Source organism: Rhodobacter maritimus (assembly GCF_058747975.1).
Genome location: NZ_CM179095.1, coordinates 2318339 through 2335606 on the forward strand (window position 1 = coordinate 2318339; position 17268 = coordinate 2335606).

Consider the following 17268-nt stretch of genomic DNA (forward strand, 5'->3'; position numbering starts at 1 on the left):
ACGGCGCAAGCCCTTGCCCTATTCTTGTCGGAATGATGCAATAGCCGCGCTTAACCCGAGCTTTTGCCAAGGCCTGTGATGAACGCGTTGCTTTCCCGCCTGAAGAAGTCCGCACCCGGAAATCCGCAAGGACCGGCGGCGCGTGCAGCCTTCGGGGTGCGCAGCTTTGCCATCGCCACGCTGGCGCCGCTGGCATTTCTGATTCTGGGCGCGTTTTTAGGCGGAATCGTTGCCTGGGGTGCCTTCGTGACGCTTGCGATCCTGTTCCCGTTGGCCGACCGGCTGATCGCCACCGCCGCGCCGGATGCCCCCGAAGGGACCGAGTTTCCCGCCGCCGACCGGCTTTCGGCCACGCTTGCCATCGCCCATTTCGCGGCGCTTGGTCTTACGCTTTTCGCGCTGACCGGGGGCACGGGCCTGTCGGGCTGGGACCGCGTCGCTGTGTTCCTCGGCTTTGGACTGTTCTTCGGGCAGGTTTCGAATTCAAACGCGCATGAATTGATCCACCGCTCGAACCGGTTCCTCTTCCGGCTGGGCAAATGGGTATATATCTCGCTGCTCTTCGGCCATCACACCTCGGCGCACCGGCTGGTGCATCACCGTTTCGTCGCCAGCCCCGACGATCCGAATTCCGCCCAACTTGGCGAGGGGTTCTGGGATTTCGCGGCGCGCGCCTGGCCCGGTTCTTTCGTCGCAGGGTTCGAGATGGAGCAGAACCTGCGCACTACCCGGCCGCCGGCACAAGGCATCGGCGCGCAGATCCGGGTCATGAATCCCTATTACAGCTACATTCTGGGCGGCGCGGGTTTCATCGCGGCGGCCATGGCGGTTTTCGGTCTGGGCGGGTTGCTGGCCTATCTGCTCCTGTGCGCACATGCGCAACTTCAGATTCTTCTGGCCGATTATGTGCAACATTACGGATTGAGCCGCCGCCAGCTTGCGCTTGACCGGCTGGAGCCGGTGGGCCCGCAACACAGCTGGGACGCGCCGCATCCGGTCTCGTCGCTATGGATGCTGAACGCGCCGCGCCATTCGGACCACCACGCACATCCGACCCGCGCCTACCCCGCATTGCGCCTTGGCGATGCAGGCGATTCTGCACGGCCGCTCCTGCCGCGCCCGCTTCAGGTGATGGCCGCAATCGCCATGGTTCCCCCGCTGTGGCGGCGTATGATGGACCGCCGCGTGGCCGCCGTCACGGGCGGGCGCTAGGCGGCGGGTTGCGCATTCACGGCCCTGTGGCTGGCGATGATGCGTGCTTTCTGGCAGTCTGGCCCAAACCGCGACGGAGACATTCATGCACCCTGCACATGCCGCTGCCACGATTGCGCTTGGCCTGTCGCTGGCCTTCCCCTCGCTTGCGGCCCTGGCCGAACCGCCGCTGAGCGCCGAGGAATTCGACGCGCGCACGATCGGGCGCACGATCACCTATTCCGCCTTCGGCCAGCCCTACGGCGTTGAACAATACCTGCCCGGCCACAAGGTCATCTGGGCGTTCGCCGAGGGCGAGTGCAAGGAAGGCACCTGGTTTCAGGACGGCGATTACATCTGCTTCGACTACCGCGACGACAGCGGCCTGCAATGCTGGACGTTTCACGACACCCCCGAGGGGCTGATGGCGCGCTTTCTTGGCGATGACGAGAACGAACCCCTCGTCTCGCTGAGCGAAAGCCCCGAACCGCTAAGCTGTCAGGGCCCCGAGGTCGGCGTCTGACCCCTGTCAGAACAGGCTGCCCTGATCGGGCGGCACATCGTCCTTGTCCTTGCGCGCGGGCCGTTTCGCCGCCGGCCGGACCTCTGGCGCGGCATCGGGGGCGGGGGTCCCGACCGGCAGGCGGCCATCGTGGAACTCGATCTCCAGCACGGGATGGCGAAGCGCCTCGGCCCGGCTGGTGACAAGGGCGTCCGCGCCGCGCACCACGGCATAACCCCGGCGCAGGGTTTCGGTATAACCCAGCGTCTGGCGCAGCCGGTCCAGCCGCTCCAGCCCCTTACGCAGATCGGCAAGCTGCACCTGCGGCGCGCGCTCCAGCCGTGCGCCAAGCACCTCCAGCGCCTCGCGGTCGCGCCGGTTGCGCCGCGCCGCCTCGTCGCGGGTGCGGGCAAGCGCGGGGGCAAGGCGCGCGCCCAGGCCGGTCAGGCGACGGCGCTCATCGGCCATGTAACGGCCCAGCATGCGCGGAGAGATCAGCGCGGCCAGCGGCGCGAAGGCCTCGCGCTTGCGCCCGGTGACGGCGCGCAGGGCCGGAACCAACCGGTCGGACATCAGATCGAAACGCTGCCGCGCGGGCGTGGTCAGCGCCTGCGGGCGGCCCAGGCCACGCGCCAGATCCACCAGCCGCTGGCGCCGCGCCTCGTTGCGCGCGCGGACCGCGCGGGTCATCCGGCTGGCCCCCTCGTCGACGCGCGCCAGCAGCTCCAGGCGCACCGGCACCGCCATCTCGGCCGCCGCCGTGGGCGTGGGCGCGCGCCGGTCGGCGGCATGGTCGATCAGCGTGGTATCGGTTTCATGCCCCACCGCCGAGATCAGCGGGATACGGCTTTCGGCGGCCGCGCGCACCACGATTTCCTCGTTGAAGCCCCACAGGTCCTCAAGGCTGCCGCCGCCCCGCGCCACGATGATCAGGTCGGGGCGCGGGATCGCCCCCCCCTCGGGCAGCGCGTTGAAGCCCCGGATCGCGGCCGAGACCTCGGGCGCGCAGGCCTGGCCCTGCACCGCGACCGGCCAGATCAGCACGCGGCGCGGAAACCGGTCGCGCAGGCGGTGCAGGATGTCGCGGATCACCGCGCCCGAGGGCGAGGTGACGACGCCGATCACCACAGGCAGCCATGGCAGGGGCTGCTTGCGCGCGGGATCGAACAGGCCCTCGGCGGCAAGCGCCTTGCGGCGCTTTTCCAGCATCGCCATCAGCGCACCGGCGCCCGCGGGTTCGACATCATCCACGATCAGTTGGTATTTCGACTGCCCCGGAAAGGTCGTCATGCGGCCGGTGGCGATGACCTCCATCCCCTCTTCGGGGCGCACCTGCATCCGCGCGACCTGCCCCTTCCAGCTGACCGCCGCGATCACCGCGCGGTCGTCCTTGAGGTCGAAATACATGTGCCCCGAGGCCGGGCGCGACACGCGCCCCACCTCTCCGCGCACGCGGACGCGGCCGAACTCGCACTCGATCACGCGTTTGACGGCGCCGGAAATCTCCGAGACGGTATAGTCATGGGCATTGCCGCCCGGCCCGCTGCTTTCGTCGTCCAGAAGGTCCATCCGCCTGCCTTGCCTGCCCGCCTTGCCTGATCGTCCCCCAGACCTTAGAAGGCCAGCAACCGAAGGCCAAGAGGGACAGGCGATGAATATTCTGGTGCTGGGCGGCGGCGGGCGCGAACATGCCCTAACCTGGGCGATCAAGCAAAACCCCAAATGCGACCGGCTGATCGTGGCACCGGGCAATGCCGGGATCGCGCAGATCGCGGAATGCGCCGATCTGGACCCCGAGAACGGCGCGGCCGTGGTGAATTTCTGCGAAGAGAACGCCATCGACTTCGTCGTGATCGGCCCCGAGGCGCCGCTGGCCGCGGGCGTGGCCGACCGGCTGCGCGATGCGGGCCTGCGCTGCTTCGGCCCCTCGGCCGCGGCGGCACGGCTCGAGTCCTCGAAGGCCTTCACCAAGGAAATCTGCGATGCCTGCGGCGCCCCCACCGCCGCATGGGCGCGCTTTGCCGAGGCCGGGGCCGCGAAGGACTATGTCACCGCGCAGGGCGCGCCGATCGTGGTCAAGGCCGACGGGCTGGCCGCGGGCAAGGGCGTGATCGTAGCGATGACGCTGGACGAGGCGCTTGCGGGCATCGACGAGATCTTCGGCGGCGCGTTCGGTGCGGCCGGGGCCGAAGTGGTGATCGAGGAATTCATGGAGGGCGAGGAGGCAAGCTTCTTCATCCTGTCGGATGGCGAAAACGTGCTGCCCGTCGGCACCGCGCAGGACCACAAGCGCGTGGGCGACGGCGATACCGGGCCCAATACCGGCGGCATGGGCGCCTATTCCCCCGCCCCGGTGCTGACCGATGCCATCCAGAACGCGGTGCTGGAGCAGATCGTGCGCCCCACCGTGGCCGAGATGGCGCGGCGCGGAACCCCCTTTCAGGGCGTGCTTTACGCAGGCCTGATGATCCGCGACGGGCAGGCGCGGCTGGTCGAATACAATGTCCGTTTCGGCGATCCGGAATGCCAGGTGCTGATGATGCGCCTGGGCGGGCAGATCCTCGATCTTCTCCTCGCCTGCGCCGAGGGCCGCCTGAACGAGGTTGAGGCGCAATGGGCCGATGACCACGCCCTGACGGTGGTCATGGCGGCCGGGGGCTATCCGGGCAGCTACAAGAAAGGCAGCGTGATCCGCGGTCTGGACGCGCTGCCCGAGGACAGCTTCTCGATGGTCTTTCATGCGGGCACCGCGGCGCGCGACGGGGGCGTCGTGGCCACCGGCGGGCGGGTTCTGAACGTCACCGGGCGGGACAAGACGCTGGCAGAGGCGCGCGCGCGGGCCTATGCGATGATCGACGCGATCGACTGGCCCGAGGGCTTCTGCCGCCGCGACATCGGCTGGCGCGCGCTCTGATCAGCGCGCGACAGTTGGATTTCGGGAACCGCTACGACCATTCGGCGCACTCACCGGAATGTCAGCAAAGCGGACGAAGCGGCCGTTGAAAATGAAACTAACACTAACACCTAGCAGCATCTTCCGCGCACTTGGTATGTACGTATCGAGACTGGGGGCGTAGTGTCTCCTCCGAAACCTTTTTTGGTGGGAACGATGGATTTTGTGCTTCGCTGTGAGATGCCGGTAGACCTCGTTGTCGTCGCGGAGTTGCTGGGCTCGGCTCATGAGTTCGTCTTTGAAGGTCGAAAAGTTAGCGTCTCACTATCCCGCAACTTCTACTTCATGGATGACGAGAAATCAGACATCGCCCACAAGAAGATTGCAAGATGTGTCGCTTCGCGCGGCAGCCAGTGCCTAGAGGTCTCCGTCAATCTCATCTTCGTAACCGTCGAACTGCAGGAAAATGACGGGATCGTTTTTGATGAGGCAATGTTCAAATCTGAGGAAAAGGCCAACGCACTTTTCTGGGAGAGGAACTCGCATGAGAAGTTCCAAAAGGCGGGCAGGTCGATCTCAAGCATCGCCTCCCGTGCTTTTGACCTCTGGTGTCGCATCCTAAGATGGAAGACCAGTTGCCACCTGTTTGGGTCACCTACGGTAGGCTATGATGCGCACCCAAGCTGGCGTTATATCGCGTCTGCCGATCCCTTGAAGTATGTTGCTAGCTTCAACGACACCATTGTGATCACCCGGTTGCCAGCGGTTTCAGTTGAAGCCTGGAGCGCGATGCGGGAAGCACTGGATGCAAGACTACAGCCACCAATCTGGATTGATCTTTGGCACGAAGCCATGCGGCGACATTCTGCAGGCGACTTGCGAGGCGCGATCTTGGATGGGGCCGTCTCTCTGGAGAGTTTCTTAAGGCACAAATTGTTGCATGCACTTGACCCGTTGCCTGAGGAAGATGCCGCAATTCGTAAGCGAATAGAGAATTGGAATATGACGGATGTTCTCAGCAACCTTGGCAAAGTCAGCACGCTACGCGCGCTGGAAATTGATTCGGATATTGAGAAACGGATGCGGAAAATTTTTGAAACCAGAAACTCGCTAATGCACGGCAGACAAATTGATTTGGACGAAGAAATGGTTGGGCAGACCCTAAAGATGGTTAGGAGCCTTATTCAAGCCCAACTGACCAAGTGACAGATCTTCGTTGCCGCCTGCCCAATTAGCAAGATGGGCTCCACGCCGACATTCGCCATAGCGCCTTGAACGCGCCATTATGGAAAAGCCGCCGCTCCGCTCAGCAATTTGGCACGTTGACGGCCAGCCCGCCAAGCGAGGTTTCCTTGTATTTCTCGTGCATGTCGCGGCCGGTCTGGCGCATCGTCTCGATCGCGGCATCAAGCGGCACCAGATGCGTGCCGTCGCCGCGAAGCGCAAGCGAGGCCGCCGAGACCGCCTTGATCGCGCCAAGCCCGTTGCGTTCGATGCAGGGCACCTGCACCAGCCCCTTCACCGGATCGCAGGTCATGCCGAGGTGATGTTCCAGCGCGATTTCGGCGGCGTTTTCGATCTGTTCGGGGGTGCCGCCCAGAACCGCGCAAAGCCCCGCCGCGGCCATCGCGGCGGCCGAGCCGACCTCGGCCTGGCAGCCGCATTCGGCCCCCGAGATCGAGGCATTGTGCTTGATCAGCCCGCCGATGGCGGCGGCGGTCAGCAGGAATTCGGGGATCCGGGCCGAGGTTGCGCCGGGCACATGGTCCAGCCAGTAGCGGATGACGGCGGGCACCACGCCCGCGGCGCCGTTGGTGGGCGCGGTCACGACCTGCCCGCCGGCGGCGTTTTCCTCGTTCACGGCCATCGCATAGGTGGACATCCAGTCGTTGATCACATGCGGCGCGGTCAGGTTCATGCCATGCTCGGCCTTGAGGCTTTCATGGATGGCCTTGGCGCGGCGGCGCACCTTCAGGCCGCCGGGCAGGATGCCGTCGGTCGACAGGCCGCGTTCGATGCAATCGTTCATCACCGCCCAGATCCGGGCAAGGCCCGCGTCGATCTCGGCCTCCGGACGGAAGCGGCGTTCGTTGGCGCGCTTCATCCCCGCGATGCCCAGGCCCGAGCCATGGGCCATGGTCAGCATCTCTTCGGCGGTGCGGAAGGGAAACGGCACCGGCGAGGGCGCGGAAAGCGCGCGATCGTCAACGGCCGACAGCTCGGCCTCGGTCAGCACGAAGCCGCCGCCGATCGAATAATAGATCTCTTGCAGGATCACGTCGCCCTGCGCGTCGGTGGCCATCAGGATCATGCCGTTGGCATGGCCCGGCAGGGCGTGGTCGAAATCGAAGATCAGGTCCTGCGCGGGCCGGAACTGCAACGCGCCAAGCCCCTCGGGGGAAAGCACGCCGGTGTCGCGGTTGGCCTGCAAGACGGCCTCGGCGGCCTCGGCCTCGTAGCTTTCGGGCAAGAATCCCGCCAGCCCGAGGATCGTGGCCCGGTCGGTGGCGTGCCCCTTGCCGGTGAAGGCAAGCGAGCCGTGCAGGCTTGCGCGCAGACCATGGGCATGAAACGGCGAGGCGCGCAGCAGGTCCAGGAACCGCCCGCCCGCCACCATCGGACCCATCGTATGCGACGAAGACGGCCCGACGCCGACCTTGAACATGTCAAAGACGCTCAGAAACATGTATCCCCCGTTCGCGCGATCTGGTCCACCATGCCAAACCCCGCGCGCAGACCGAAGGCCGAAAACGACAAGCCGGGGTGATTTCACGCTGTTGCCCCACTGGGGGGCGGGGCCATTGCGGCGATGGGCGGGGCGGATTCGCACTCGCGCCCCGCGGCGCGATTGCCTATAAGCGGGGCGTCCCACCCCACCGCAAGGAGCCGCCGATGCCCGCCGAACTTTCACCGATCGACAAAGCCAAGTTTGCCGCCGCGAAGCGCGCGGTGGAATTCGTCGAGGATGGCATGCGCGTGGGGCTTGGCACCGGATCGACCGCCGCCTGGATGGTGCGCTGCCTGGCCGAACGGATGCGCGACGAGGGGATGCAGGTCACGGGCGTTCCCACCTCGACCCGCACGGCAGAGCTGGCGCGCCAGCTCGGGATCCGGGTGATCACGCTGGACGAGGCCCGCTGGCTTGACCTGACGATCGACGGGGCGGACGAATTCGACCCGCAGCTGAACCTGATCAAGGGCGGCGGCGGGGCGCTGTTGCAGGAAAAGATCGTGGCGACGGCCTCGGACCAGATGATCGTCATCGCGGATGCCGCGAAAGAGGTGGTCAACCTAGGGGCATTCCCGCTTCCGGTCGAGGTGGTGCCGTTCGGCTGGCAGACCACGCGCGCGCTTCTGGAAGAGGTGCTGGCGGGCATGGACGTACTGGGGCGCACCACCGCGCTGCGCATGAACGGCGCGCAGCCTTTCGTCACCGACGAGGGCAACTATATCGTGGATTGCCACCTGAACCGGATCGGCAACCCGCGCCAGCTGAGCCTGGTGCTGAACCAGATCCCCGGCGTGGTCGAGAACGGGCTGTTCATCGACATCTGCGACGTGGTCGTGATCGGCAGCGGCGACGGCAAGGTCGAGGTGCGCGACATCAACGAAGGCACCGTCGCCCATGACAGCGTGGACATGGGCGATTCCGGCAATATCTTCGCCGATCTGGACTGAGGCCCGGCCCCGGCCCGCCCGCAACAGGCCACCCCCAGCCGCGCCCTTTGGCTTGCCCCTTGGGGCGGGCGTGGTTAAGTCCTGTGCTGCGGTGCCCGGCGGTGCCGCCAAACGGAAGGACGGCAGATGCGCTTCGATCATGATCTTTTCGTCATCGGCGGCGGCTCGGGCGGGGTGCGGGCCGCACGGATCGCGGCGGGCGAGCATGGCGCCAATGTTGCCCTGGCCGAGGAATACCGCATGGGCGGCACCTGCGTCATTCGCGGCTGCGTGCCCAAGAAGCTGATGGTGTTCGCCTCGGGCTATCGCGCCGCGATGGAGGACGCGCAGGCCTATGGCTGGAACGTGCGGCAGGAGGGTTTCGACTGGGCCCGTTTCCGCGGCCAACTCGACCGCGAGCTTGACCGGCTGGAGGCGGCCTATCGCGGCGGGCTTTCGGGCGCGGGGGTGGTCGTGCACGACAGCCGCGCGACGCTGGTCGATCCGCATACGGTGCGCCTGGCCTCGGGGCGGACGGTAAGCGCGAAACACATCCTGATCGCCACAGGCGGGCGGCCGTTCATTCCCGATTTCCCCGGGGCGGAGCTGGCCATCACCTCAAACGAGGTCTTCCGGCTCGACACCCTGCCCCGCTCGGTCCTGATCGTCGGCGGCGGCTTCATCGCCTGCGAATTCGCCTGCATCATGAATGGGCTGGGCGTCGAGGTGACGCAATTCTACCGCGGCGCGCAGATCCTGCGCGGCTTCGACGACGAGGCGCGCGGCCATGTCGCCGAACTGATCCGCGAAACCGGGGTGACGATCCATTGCGGCACCGATGTGCTTTCGATGGCGCGCGCCGAAGGGGGCGGCATCCGGGTGAAGGCCACCGACGGCTCGGACCGGACCTATGACGCGGTGGTCTATGCCACGGGGCGGGTGCCCAATACCGACGGGCTGGGGCTGGCCGAGGCCGGCGTGACGCTTGGCCGCAAGGGTGAGGTGCTGGTCGATGGCTGGTCGCAAAGCAACATCCCCTCGGTCTATGCGGTGGGGGACGTGACCGACCGCATCAACCTGACCCCGGTGGCGATCCGCGAAGGCCATGCCTTTGCCGATACCGTCTTCGGCGCCATGCCGCGCCAGGCCGATCACGCGCTGGTCGCATCGGCCGTCTTCACCCAGCCCTTCGAGATTGGCACCGTGGGCATGACCGAAGAGGCCGCGCGCGAGGCCGGCCCGATCGAGGTTTACGCCACATCCTTCCGCCCGATGAAATCCATGTTCGCCGGGCGCGATGCACGGGTGATGATGAAACTGATCGTTTCGGCCGAAAACCGGCGCGTGCTGGGCTGCCATATCGTCGCCCCCGAGGCGGGCGAGATGATCCAGCTTGCCGCGATCGCGGTGAAGATGGGCGCGACCAAGGAAGAATTCGACCGCACCTGCGCCGTTCATCCGACCATGTCGGAAGAGCTGGTGACGATGCGAAAACCCGTGCGGAGTGCTTGAATTCTCCGCTAACATGCCCAAGTCGCTGGGTAAGACCATTGAAGATATTGAAGAAGGTGAGGAACGGATGAGCAACGGAGGTCCCTGGGGAACCGGCGGCGGTTCGGGTGGCGGAGATGATGACGACCGCGACAGCCGGAACGACCGCCCGCGCGGCCCGCGCCGGCCCGGCGAGGGTGCGCCGATCCCCGAGATCGAAGAGATCATGAAAAAGGGGTCCGAGCAGTTGCGCGTTCTGATGGGCGGACGCGGCGGGCGTGGCGGCGGGCGCGGAAACGGCGGGGCCGGCGGCCCCTCGGGCCCGGCCTTCACGCGCGGCACGATCGGCCTTGCGGCCCTGGCGGCCGCGGGGCTTTGGGCCTTTTCCTCGTTCTACACCGTGAAACCCGAGGAACGCTCGGTCGAGTTGATGTTCGGCCGCTACCAGGCGACGGGCAATCCCGGCCTGAACTTCGCACCCTGGCCCGTCGTCACCGCCGAGATCGTGCAGGTGACGGGCGAGCGGACCACCGAAATCGGCACCGGACGCAGCAGCGCGGTGGACAGCGGCCTGATGCTGACGCGCGACCAGAACATCGTCGATATCGAATTCCAGGTGGTCTGGAACATCTCGGACCCGGCGAACTACCTGTTCAACCTGGCCGATCCCGAAGACACGATCCGCGCGGTTTCGGAATCCGCGATGCGCGACATCATCGCGCGGTCCGAGCTTGCCCCGATCCTCAACCGCGACCGGGGCGTGATCGCCGCCGACCTGCGGCTTGCGGTGCAGACCACGCTCGACAGCTATCAGGCCGGGATCAACGTGGTGCGGGTGAACTTCAACCGCGCCGACCCGCCGCGCGAGGTGATCGACAGCTTCCGCGAAGTGCAGGCCGCGCAGCAGGAACGCGACCGGCTTGAGAAAGAGGCCGACGCCTATGCCAACCAGGTCACGGCCGGCGCCCGCGGTGAAGCCGCCCGGCTGCTCGAGGATGCCGAGGCCTACCGCGCGCGCGTCGTGAACGAGGCGCAGGGTGAGGCCGCGCGCTTCATCTCGGTCTATGAGGAATACGCCAAGGCGCCTGATGTGACCCGGCGCCGGATGTATCTGGAAACGATGGAGAACATTCTGGGCGGGGTGGACAAGGTCATCCTCGACGGTGTGTCGGGATCGGATGGCGGATCGGGGGTCGTGCCCTATCTGCCGCTTGACCAGTTGCGCCGCGGCAGCAATGACGCCAGCACCGGGGGGACCAACTGATGAACCGCATGCAACTTATCGTTCCCGCCCTGGTAATCCTTGCCGGTCTGGTCCTGTCCTCGCTCTTCGTGGTGGACGAGCGCGAAAAGGCGCTGGTGCTGCAATTCGGTCAGGTCAAGCAGGTCAAGGAAGATCCCGGCCTCGGCTTCAAGATCCCGCTGATCCAGCAGGTCGTCACCTATGAGGACCGCATCCTCAGCCTGCCGACGCAACCGCTTGAAGTGACGCCGCTGGACGACCGCCGCCTTGTCGTGGACGCCTTTGCCCGCTGGCGCATCGTCGATCTGGTCGAGTTCCGCGAGGCCGTGGGCGCGGGTGGCGAACAGGTCGCCAAGTCGCGGCTTGACAGCATCATCAACGCCGCCATCCGCGAGGTTCTGGGTTCGGTCCCGTCGACCTCGGTGCTGTCGGCCGACCGCACGCCGCTGATGAACCGGATCCGCGATCTGGCCCGGCGCGAGGCAGCGGCGCTTGGCGTCGACGTGATCGACGTGCGCCTGACGCGCACCGACCTGCCCGAGCAGAACCTTGCCGCAACCTTCGCCCGGATGCGCGCCGAGCGCGAGCGCGAGGCGGCGGACGAACGCGCCCGCGGCGGCGAGGCCGCGCAGCGCGTGCGCGCCACCGCCGACCGGACCGTCGTCGAGGTGACATCGGAGGCGCGCAAGCAGGCCGAGATCACCCGCGGCGAGGCCGATGCCGAACGCAACGCGATCTATGCCGAGGCCTTCAACCGCGATCCGGACTTCTTCGCCTTTACCCGCTCGCTCAACTTCTATACGCGCAGCATGCGGGCGGGCACCTCCTCGCTGGTGACGCAGCCCGACAGCGTCTATTTCGATTACGAGCGTTTCCTGCGTTCGATCGGAGAAGGCCAGGCGCAATGATCGAGGCGATCCTTTTCGGGATCGGGCTTGTTTTCGTGATCGAGGGGCTGGCGCTTGCGCTGGCCCCTTCGCGTATCGAACAGGTGTTATTCTTCTTCGCAAGCCTGTCGCGCGACCGGCGCCGCGCGCTTGGCCTGATTGCCGTGGCGCTTGGCACTGTGGCACTCTGGCTGTCGCGGGTGGTGACGGGATAGGGGCATCACGCTGATTTGAGTCCGCGCGACGGGCTTTCATTTGCCTCCGACCCCACCTAGGTATCTATGCAAGAGCATGGCGTCCGGCCAGAAGCAGGGGGCCAGCCGACAACCAGCAAGGGGAGCAATGCAATGACCTCACAGCAACTTGCGCTTGCAGTGCCGGGCGGCGCGCGCCGCGTCATGACGGCGGCAATGCTTGCGCTTTCGATCGCCATGGCACCGATCAACGAAGCCGAGGCACGCGCCGCGCCCGAGAGCTTTGCCGAACTCGCCGAACAGGTCTCGGATTCGGTGGTCAACATCACGACCTCCACCACGGTCGCGGCCCCGGCCCAGCCCGGCCCGATGTTCCCGCCCGGATCGCCCTTCGAGGACCTGTTCCGCGATTTCGGCTTCCCGAACGGCCCCAACGGTCCGGCCGAGCGCGCCCCGCGCCGGTCGAACGCGCTCGGCTCGGGTTTCGTGATCTCCGAAGACGGCTATATCGTCACCAACAACCACGTCATCGAGGGCGCCGACGAGATCAAGATCGAGTTCTTCTCGGGCAAGGTGCTGGACGCCAAGCTGATCGGCACCGATCCGAAAACCGACGTGGCGCTTTTGAAGGTCGAAGCCGACAGCCCCCTGCCCTTCGTCAGCTTCGGCAACAGCGACACGATGCGCGTGGGCGACTGGGTGATGGCCATGGGCAACCCGCTTGGCCAGGGCTTTTCGGTTTCGGCCGGAATTGTCTCGGCCCGCAACCGCGAGCTTTCGGGAACCTATGACGACTATCTGCAAACCGATGCGGCGATCAACCGGGGCAACTCAGGCGGGCCGTTGTTCAACATGGACGGACAGGTCGTCGGCGTGAACACCGCGATCCTGTCGCCCAATGGCGGCTCGATCGGGATCGGGTTCTCGATGGCGTCGAACGTGGTGCAGAAGGTGGTCAACCAGCTCAAGGAATACGGCGAGACCCGCCGCGGCTGGCTTGGCGTCAAGATCCAGGACGTGACCCCCGACATGAGTGAGGCGCTTGGCCTGTCCGGCGTTTCGGGCGCGATGGTGACCGATGTTCCCGAAGGCCCGGCCAGGGATGCCGGCATGCTGGCGGGTGACATCATCACCGCCTTCGACGGCGGCGAGGTGAAGGACACCCGCGACCTGGTGCGCCGCGTGGCCGATGCCCCCGCGGGCGAGGCCGTACGCGTAACCGTGCTGCGCGAAGGCAAGAGCGAGACCCTGCTGGTCACGCTTGGCCGACGCGAACTGGCCGAGGGCGAGGCCGTGCCCGCCGCCGCCGCCAAGCCGCAAAGCTCGGAAAGCGAGATGCTGGGCATGGTCGTCACCCCCCTCAACCCCGAACTGACCGCCGAGATGGGCCTGTCCAGCGGCGCGACCGGGCTTGTGGTGAAATCGCTCGACGAAGACACCGTGGCCTTTGCCAAGGGCATGCGCGCGGGCGACCTGATCGTCGAGGCGGGCCAGCGTCCGGTTGCGACGCTGGACGATCTTCAGGCGCGCATCGACGAGGCCAAGGATGCCGGGCGCAAGTCGGTTCTCTTGCTGATCCGCCGGGGCGGAGAGCCGCGCTTCGTGGCGCTGCCGGTCGAGTAAAGCCCCCCTTTCCCTGCAAGATCACGGACGGGCGCCTGCGGGCGCCCGTTGCCGTTTCGCCTCGCCGCCTGCCGGCTCTGGCAAATGCCGCGGCGATCCCTTACACCCTTCGCCAAAAGCGACCGGGCCGGACCCTGCCCATGGAATCTGGAAGGCATGACAATGGTGAACATCATCTATGTTGAACATGACGGAACCCGCCACGAGGTCGAGGTGAAGCCCGGCATGACCGTCATGGAGGGCGCCCGCGACAATGGCGTTCCGGGGATCGACGCGGATTGCGGCGGTGCCTGTGCCTGTTCCACCTGTCACGTCTATGTCGATCCGGCCTGGACCGACAAGCTTCCCGCCAAGGATCCGATGGAAGAAGACATGCTCGATTTCGCATGGCAGCCCGATCCGGAACGCTCGCGGCTGACCTGCCAGATCAAGGTCACGCCCGAGCTTGACGGGCTTGTGGTGAACATTCCCGAAAAGCAGATCTGAGGCCGCGCGGGCCGCGCCTATTTCAGCTGGCTGTCCTTCGAGCCGCGGCGGTTCATGCCGCGGCGAAGCTGCGGGCGGGCATCGCGGTCCTGCTGACATGCGATGCACAACTTCACGCCCGGAAGCGCCGCGCGCCGCGCCTGCGGGATTTCCTCACCGCATTCGGCGCAATGGCTGAGGCTTTCGCCGACCGGGCGGCGGCGCGCCTTCAGGCGGGCCAGCTCATCGGCAAGGCTCGCCTCGATCTGTTCGTTCACCGCACCGTCCTGTGCCCAGCCGCCTGCCATCGCCCTTGTCCCCCGTTCCGACCCGGACAGCATAGCCCGGCCCCCGCGCCCGCGTCAAAGCCCGCGCCCCGTCGCGGCCCGCCGCCCCGCGCCCACTATCGGAAACCCGCGTCGCGCATCTCAGCGGCATATCGCCGCATTTCGGTGCCGCGCCGTCGCTTCCCGGCTGGCAGGCGGGCGCGCGGGAACGGATAAGTGCAGCCAGATACACCTCCCGGCCCGAGCGGGGATTGAAAGGACGCCAGATGACTTCATTCGTGCTGACCGTGAAATGCCCCTCGCGCCGCGGGATCGTGGCCGCCATCGCCAATTTCCTGACCGAGAACGGTTGCAACATCACCGATTCGCATCAGTATGACGATCCGCTGACCGGGCAGTTCTTCACGCGCATCACCTTCCATCCCGAAACCGGCGCGACGGTAGAGGCGCTGCGCGACGGCTTTGCCGGCGTGGCCGATCCGTTCGAGATGGACTGGGCGATCCATGACGGCACCGCGAAGATGAAGGTGCTTCTGATGGTGTCGAATTTCGGCCACTGCCTGAACGACCTTCTGTATCGCTGGCGGATCGGTGCGCTGCCGATCGAGATCGTGGGCGTCATCTCGAACCACATGACCTATCAGAAGGTGGTGGTGAACCACGACATCCCCTTCCACTGCATCCGCGTCACCAAGGACAACAAGCCCCAGGCCGAGGCGCAGATGATGGCCGTGGTCGAAGAAACCGGGGCCGAGCTGGTGGTTCTGGCGCGCTACATGCAGATCCTGTCGGATGCGCTGTGCCAGAAGATGTCGGGGCGGATCATCAACATCCACCATTCCTTCCTGCCCTCCTTCAAGGGCGCGAACCCCTACAAGCAGGCCTATGAGCGCGGCGTGAAGCTGATCGGGGCGACGGCGCATTATGTGACGGCCGACCTGGACGAGGGCCCGATCATCGAGCAGGACACCGTGCGCATCACCCATGCGCAATCGCCCGACGATTACGTCAGCCTTGGCCGCGATGTCGAGGCGCAGGTGCTGGCCCGTGCGATCCACGCCCATATCCATCACCGCGCCTTCCTGAACGGCAACAAGACGGTGGTCTTCCCGGCCTCGCCCGGCTCCTACGCCTCGGAGCGGATGGGCTGAGGCGATCTGTAAAAAGGGGGCTCTGCCCCCTTGCCCCCGGGATATTTGCGCGAAGATGAAGGGGCGTGCATTTTCACCCTCGACCGGTGCGAGGGCGCGGGATATGGGCGGATCATGAACGAGACGGACCGCATCCTGCCCGGTGTCGCGCTGATGATCGCGTTTTGCGTCATCGCGCCGCTGATCGACGTTGCCTCCAAGCTGGCCGCCCAGGAGGTTTCCGTGGGCGTCGTCACCATGGGGCGCTTTGTGGTGCAGGCCGCGCTGATGGCGCCGATCGCGCTTTGGATGGGGTTGCGGCTGGGGATGACGCGGCGCGCGCTGGGGCTGACGGCGCTGCGGGCGTTTTGCGGCATCGGATCGACCTATTGCTTCGTGGCCGCGGTGCGGGTCATGCCGATCGCGGATGCGCTTGCCATCGTCTTTGTCGAGCCGTTCATCATCCTCCTGATCGGCCGGCTGGTTCTGGGCGAGGCGGTCGGCTCGCGGCGGCTTTGGGCCTGCGTCGTGGGGTTCGTGGGGGCGCTTTTCGTGATCCAACCCTCCTTCGCGGCCTTCGGCGTCATCGCGCTTTTTCCGCTTGGGACTGCATTGTTCTTTGCCATCTACATGCTGGTCACGCGGTCTCTGTCGCGCCTGGTGCATCCGGTTGCGATGCAGTTGCAGACTGCGGTCGTGGCGGCGGCGATGTGCCTGCCGCTTCTGGTTCTGGGCGCGATGACGGGGGTGCCGTCGCTTCTGCCCGAACCGCCGCAGGGGATCTTCTGGCTTTGGGTGTTCTGTGTCGGGCTTGCCGCCACGGTCAGCCACATGGCGATCACCTACGCGCTGAAATTCGCGCCTTCCTCGACGCTGGCGCCGCTGCATTACCTCGAGATCGTGACGGCATGCATCTTCGGCTATGTGTTCTTTCAGGATTTCCCCGATGCGCTGACATGGCTGGGCATTGCGATCATCGTGGCCTCGGGGCTGTTCGTGATCTACCGCGAGCGGGTCATTGCGGCACAAGAGCGCAAAGCGCGGTCCGCAGGTGTATTTTCGGCAACATCAGCATTACCGGACCCGTAAGGGAAAGCGTCACGCGGCCGGTCACCTCGTTCGAGGTGCCAATGATCCCTGCCGGGCTGAAGCAAAGCCCTTCGATCGGCCATTTCAATCCGTCGGAGCGACCGCTTGCGGAACCGAAGGGAAAAAGCGAGATCCGTTCCCCTACGGGCAGGTCGAGCGCGATCTCGGGCGGGGCGAGAAAGGCAATGTCCTGATCGCTCAGCACGATGACGCGGCGATGATCGTGGCGCGCGACACAGGACAGCGTGGCCAGCGTATGATCCAGCCGCATGCCCGTGAACCCGAGCGCAAGGTAGAACGGCGCGCGCACATGCATCAGGCATTTGCCGAAATCGGTGCTGTCCTGTTCCGCGATCGGGTGCAGGCGGTCGGGGGCGATGGTGCGGCGGGCATGCTCTGACAGGCTGTCGAAATCGCCGATCACCGCATCGGGCATCCGCCCGAGCGCAAGCGCGCGATCGGCCCCGCTGTCGGCCGCCACGAGGACCGGCGCGATTGTCAACGATTCCGCAACATCCTCGGCCAGAGACTCACCCCCGCCCAGAAGGGTCACACCGCGCGTCGATTGGACAATTTCCATACTCATGTCATGATTGATGACGATTTAGGCCGGATA

17 protein-coding genes are annotated in these 17268 nt (G+C 65.9%); 13 read left to right on the forward strand and 4 right to left on the reverse strand.

Annotated features, from left to right (window positions below):
* The first annotated feature begins 78 nt into the window (after nucleotides 1-78).
* Nucleotides 79-1212 (forward strand): alkane 1-monooxygenase, encoded by a 1134-nt coding sequence (locus tag AC4PTO_RS11815; protein ID WP_492728705.1) that lies wholly within the window; start codon nucleotides 79-81, stop codon nucleotides 1210-1212.
* A gap of 85 nt (nucleotides 1213-1297) precedes the next feature.
* A complete protein-coding gene (locus tag AC4PTO_RS11820) occupies nucleotides 1298-1714 on the forward strand; it encodes a hypothetical protein (RefSeq protein ID WP_492728707.1) in 417 nt (138 codons plus the stop codon).
* Nucleotides 1715-1720: 6 nt separating this feature from the next.
* Here the strand turns inward: AC4PTO_RS11820 and xseA are convergent, their stop codons facing one another.
* Entirely contained in the window at nucleotides 1721-3262 is a 1542-nt protein-coding gene (gene xseA / locus AC4PTO_RS11825; protein ID WP_492728708.1) for an exodeoxyribonuclease VII large subunit, read from the reverse strand.
* 82 nt (nucleotides 3263-3344) lie between these two features.
* Between xseA and purD the strand changes: the two genes are divergently transcribed.
* On the forward strand, nucleotides 3345-4607 hold the full coding sequence (purD, locus tag AC4PTO_RS11830; protein WP_492728710.1) for a phosphoribosylamine--glycine ligase: 1263 nt from the start codon (nucleotides 3345-3347) through the stop codon (nucleotides 4605-4607).
* A gap of 195 nt (nucleotides 4608-4802) precedes the next feature.
* A complete protein-coding gene (locus AC4PTO_RS11835; RefSeq protein WP_492728712.1) occupies nucleotides 4803-5792 on the forward strand; it encodes a hypothetical protein in 990 nt (329 codons plus the stop codon).
* A gap of 100 nt (nucleotides 5793-5892) precedes the next feature.
* Here AC4PTO_RS11835 and AC4PTO_RS11840 read toward each other — a convergent pair whose 3' ends face one another.
* Nucleotides 5893-7272: an L-serine ammonia-lyase gene (locus tag AC4PTO_RS11840; RefSeq protein WP_492728713.1), complete on the reverse strand. Its 1380-nt coding sequence runs from the start codon at nucleotides 7270-7272 to the stop codon at nucleotides 5893-5895.
* A 206-nt stretch (nucleotides 7273-7478) separates the two neighbouring features.
* On the opposite strand from AC4PTO_RS11840, the gene rpiA reads away from it, so the two are divergent.
* From rpiA to AC4PTO_RS11875, 7 genes are all read left to right on the forward strand, one after another.
* Entirely contained in the window at nucleotides 7479-8264 is a 786-nt protein-coding gene (gene rpiA, locus AC4PTO_RS11845; protein ID WP_492728715.1) for a ribose-5-phosphate isomerase RpiA, read from the forward strand.
* 126 nt (nucleotides 8265-8390) lie between these two features.
* Nucleotides 8391-9755, forward strand: coding sequence for a glutathione-disulfide reductase (gene gorA / locus AC4PTO_RS11850; RefSeq protein WP_492728717.1), 1365 nt, complete (start codon nucleotides 8391-8393; stop codon nucleotides 9753-9755).
* 67 nt (nucleotides 9756-9822) lie between these two features.
* Nucleotides 9823-10998, forward strand: a complete 1176-nt coding sequence (hflK, locus tag AC4PTO_RS11855; protein WP_492728718.1) for an FtsH protease activity modulator HflK — start codon at nucleotides 9823-9825, stop codon at nucleotides 10996-10998.
* Nucleotides 10998-11885 carry a protease modulator HflC gene (gene hflC / locus AC4PTO_RS11860; protein ID WP_492728720.1) on the forward strand — a complete coding sequence of 296 codons (888 nt, stop codon included), beginning with the start codon at nucleotides 10998-11000 and terminating at the stop codon, nucleotides 11883-11885. Before hflK ends, hflC begins: the two co-directional genes overlap by 1 nt.
* A complete protein-coding gene (locus AC4PTO_RS11865; protein ID WP_492728722.1) occupies nucleotides 11882-12079 on the forward strand; it encodes a DUF2065 domain-containing protein in 198 nt (65 codons plus the stop codon). The genes hflC and AC4PTO_RS11865 overlap by 4 nt, the downstream gene beginning before the upstream one ends.
* A 132-nt stretch (nucleotides 12080-12211) precedes the next feature.
* A complete protein-coding gene (locus tag AC4PTO_RS11870; protein ID WP_492728724.1) occupies nucleotides 12212-13681 on the forward strand; it encodes a DegQ family serine endoprotease in 1470 nt (489 codons plus the stop codon).
* Between the two features lie 162 nt (nucleotides 13682-13843).
* Nucleotides 13844-14167 (forward strand): 2Fe-2S iron-sulfur cluster-binding protein, encoded by a 324-nt coding sequence (locus AC4PTO_RS11875; RefSeq protein WP_492733609.1) that lies wholly within the window; start codon nucleotides 13844-13846, stop codon nucleotides 14165-14167.
* Nucleotides 14168-14184: 17 nt separating this feature from the next.
* On the opposite strand, the gene AC4PTO_RS11880 is transcribed toward AC4PTO_RS11875, so the two are convergent.
* Entirely contained in the window at nucleotides 14185-14454 is a 270-nt protein-coding gene (locus AC4PTO_RS11880) for a DksA/TraR family C4-type zinc finger protein (protein WP_492728726.1), read from the reverse strand.
* Nucleotides 14455-14699: 245 nt separating this feature from the next.
* On the opposite strand from AC4PTO_RS11880, the gene purU reads away from it, so the two are divergent.
* On the forward strand, nucleotides 14700-15584 hold the full coding sequence (gene purU, locus AC4PTO_RS11885; RefSeq protein ID WP_492728728.1) for a formyltetrahydrofolate deformylase: 885 nt from the start codon (nucleotides 14700-14702) through the stop codon (nucleotides 15582-15584).
* Nucleotides 15585-15695: 111 nt separating this feature from the next.
* Entirely contained in the window at nucleotides 15696-16652 is a 957-nt protein-coding gene (locus AC4PTO_RS11890; protein ID WP_492733611.1) for a DMT family transporter, read from the forward strand.
* Here AC4PTO_RS11890 and AC4PTO_RS11895 read toward each other — a convergent pair.
* Nucleotides 16579-17232, reverse strand: coding sequence for a thiamine diphosphokinase (locus tag AC4PTO_RS11895; protein WP_492728730.1), 654 nt, complete (start codon nucleotides 17230-17232; stop codon nucleotides 16579-16581). The two genes, AC4PTO_RS11890 and AC4PTO_RS11895, sit on opposite strands and share 74 nt — an antisense overlap.
* Between the last annotated feature and the right edge of the window lie 36 nt (nucleotides 17233-17268).

Excerpts from the sequence above, each read along its gene's own strand:
- AC4PTO_RS11815 (WP_492728705.1), top strand. The coding sequence starts at position 79 with ATGAACGCGTTGCTTTCCCGCCTGAAGAAGTCCGCACCCGGAAATCCG.
- AC4PTO_RS11820 (WP_492728707.1), top strand. The coding sequence starts at position 1,298 with ATGCACCCTGCACATGCCGCTGCCACGATTGCGCTTGGCCTGTCGCTG.
- xseA (WP_492728708.1), bottom strand. The coding sequence starts at position 3,262 with ATGGACCTTCTGGACGACGAAAGCAGCGGGCCGGGCGGCAATGCCCAT.
- purD (WP_492728710.1), top strand. The coding sequence starts at position 3,345 with ATGAATATTCTGGTGCTGGGCGGCGGCGGGCGCGAACATGCCCTAACC.
- AC4PTO_RS11835 (WP_492728712.1), top strand. The coding sequence starts at position 4,803 with ATGGATTTTGTGCTTCGCTGTGAGATGCCGGTAGACCTCGTTGTCGTC.
- AC4PTO_RS11840 (WP_492728713.1), bottom strand. The coding sequence starts at position 7,272 with ATGTTTCTGAGCGTCTTTGACATGTTCAAGGTCGGCGTCGGGCCGTCT.
- rpiA (WP_492728715.1), top strand. The coding sequence starts at position 7,479 with ATGCCCGCCGAACTTTCACCGATCGACAAAGCCAAGTTTGCCGCCGCG.
- gorA (WP_492728717.1), top strand. The coding sequence starts at position 8,391 with ATGCGCTTCGATCATGATCTTTTCGTCATCGGCGGCGGCTCGGGCGGG.
- hflK (WP_492728718.1), top strand. The coding sequence starts at position 9,823 with ATGAGCAACGGAGGTCCCTGGGGAACCGGCGGCGGTTCGGGTGGCGGA.
- hflC (WP_492728720.1), top strand. The coding sequence starts at position 10,998 with ATGAACCGCATGCAACTTATCGTTCCCGCCCTGGTAATCCTTGCCGGT.
- AC4PTO_RS11865 (WP_492728722.1), top strand. The coding sequence starts at position 11,882 with ATGATCGAGGCGATCCTTTTCGGGATCGGGCTTGTTTTCGTGATCGAG.
- AC4PTO_RS11870 (WP_492728724.1), top strand. The coding sequence starts at position 12,212 with ATGACCTCACAGCAACTTGCGCTTGCAGTGCCGGGCGGCGCGCGCCGC.
- AC4PTO_RS11875 (WP_492733609.1), top strand. The coding sequence starts at position 13,844 with ATGGTGAACATCATCTATGTTGAACATGACGGAACCCGCCACGAGGTC.
- AC4PTO_RS11880 (WP_492728726.1), bottom strand. The coding sequence starts at position 14,454 with ATGGCAGGCGGCTGGGCACAGGACGGTGCGGTGAACGAACAGATCGAG.
- purU (WP_492728728.1), top strand. The coding sequence starts at position 14,700 with ATGACTTCATTCGTGCTGACCGTGAAATGCCCCTCGCGCCGCGGGATC.
- AC4PTO_RS11895 (WP_492728730.1), bottom strand. The coding sequence starts at position 17,232 with ATGGAAATTGTCCAATCGACGCGCGGTGTGACCCTTCTGGGCGGGGGT.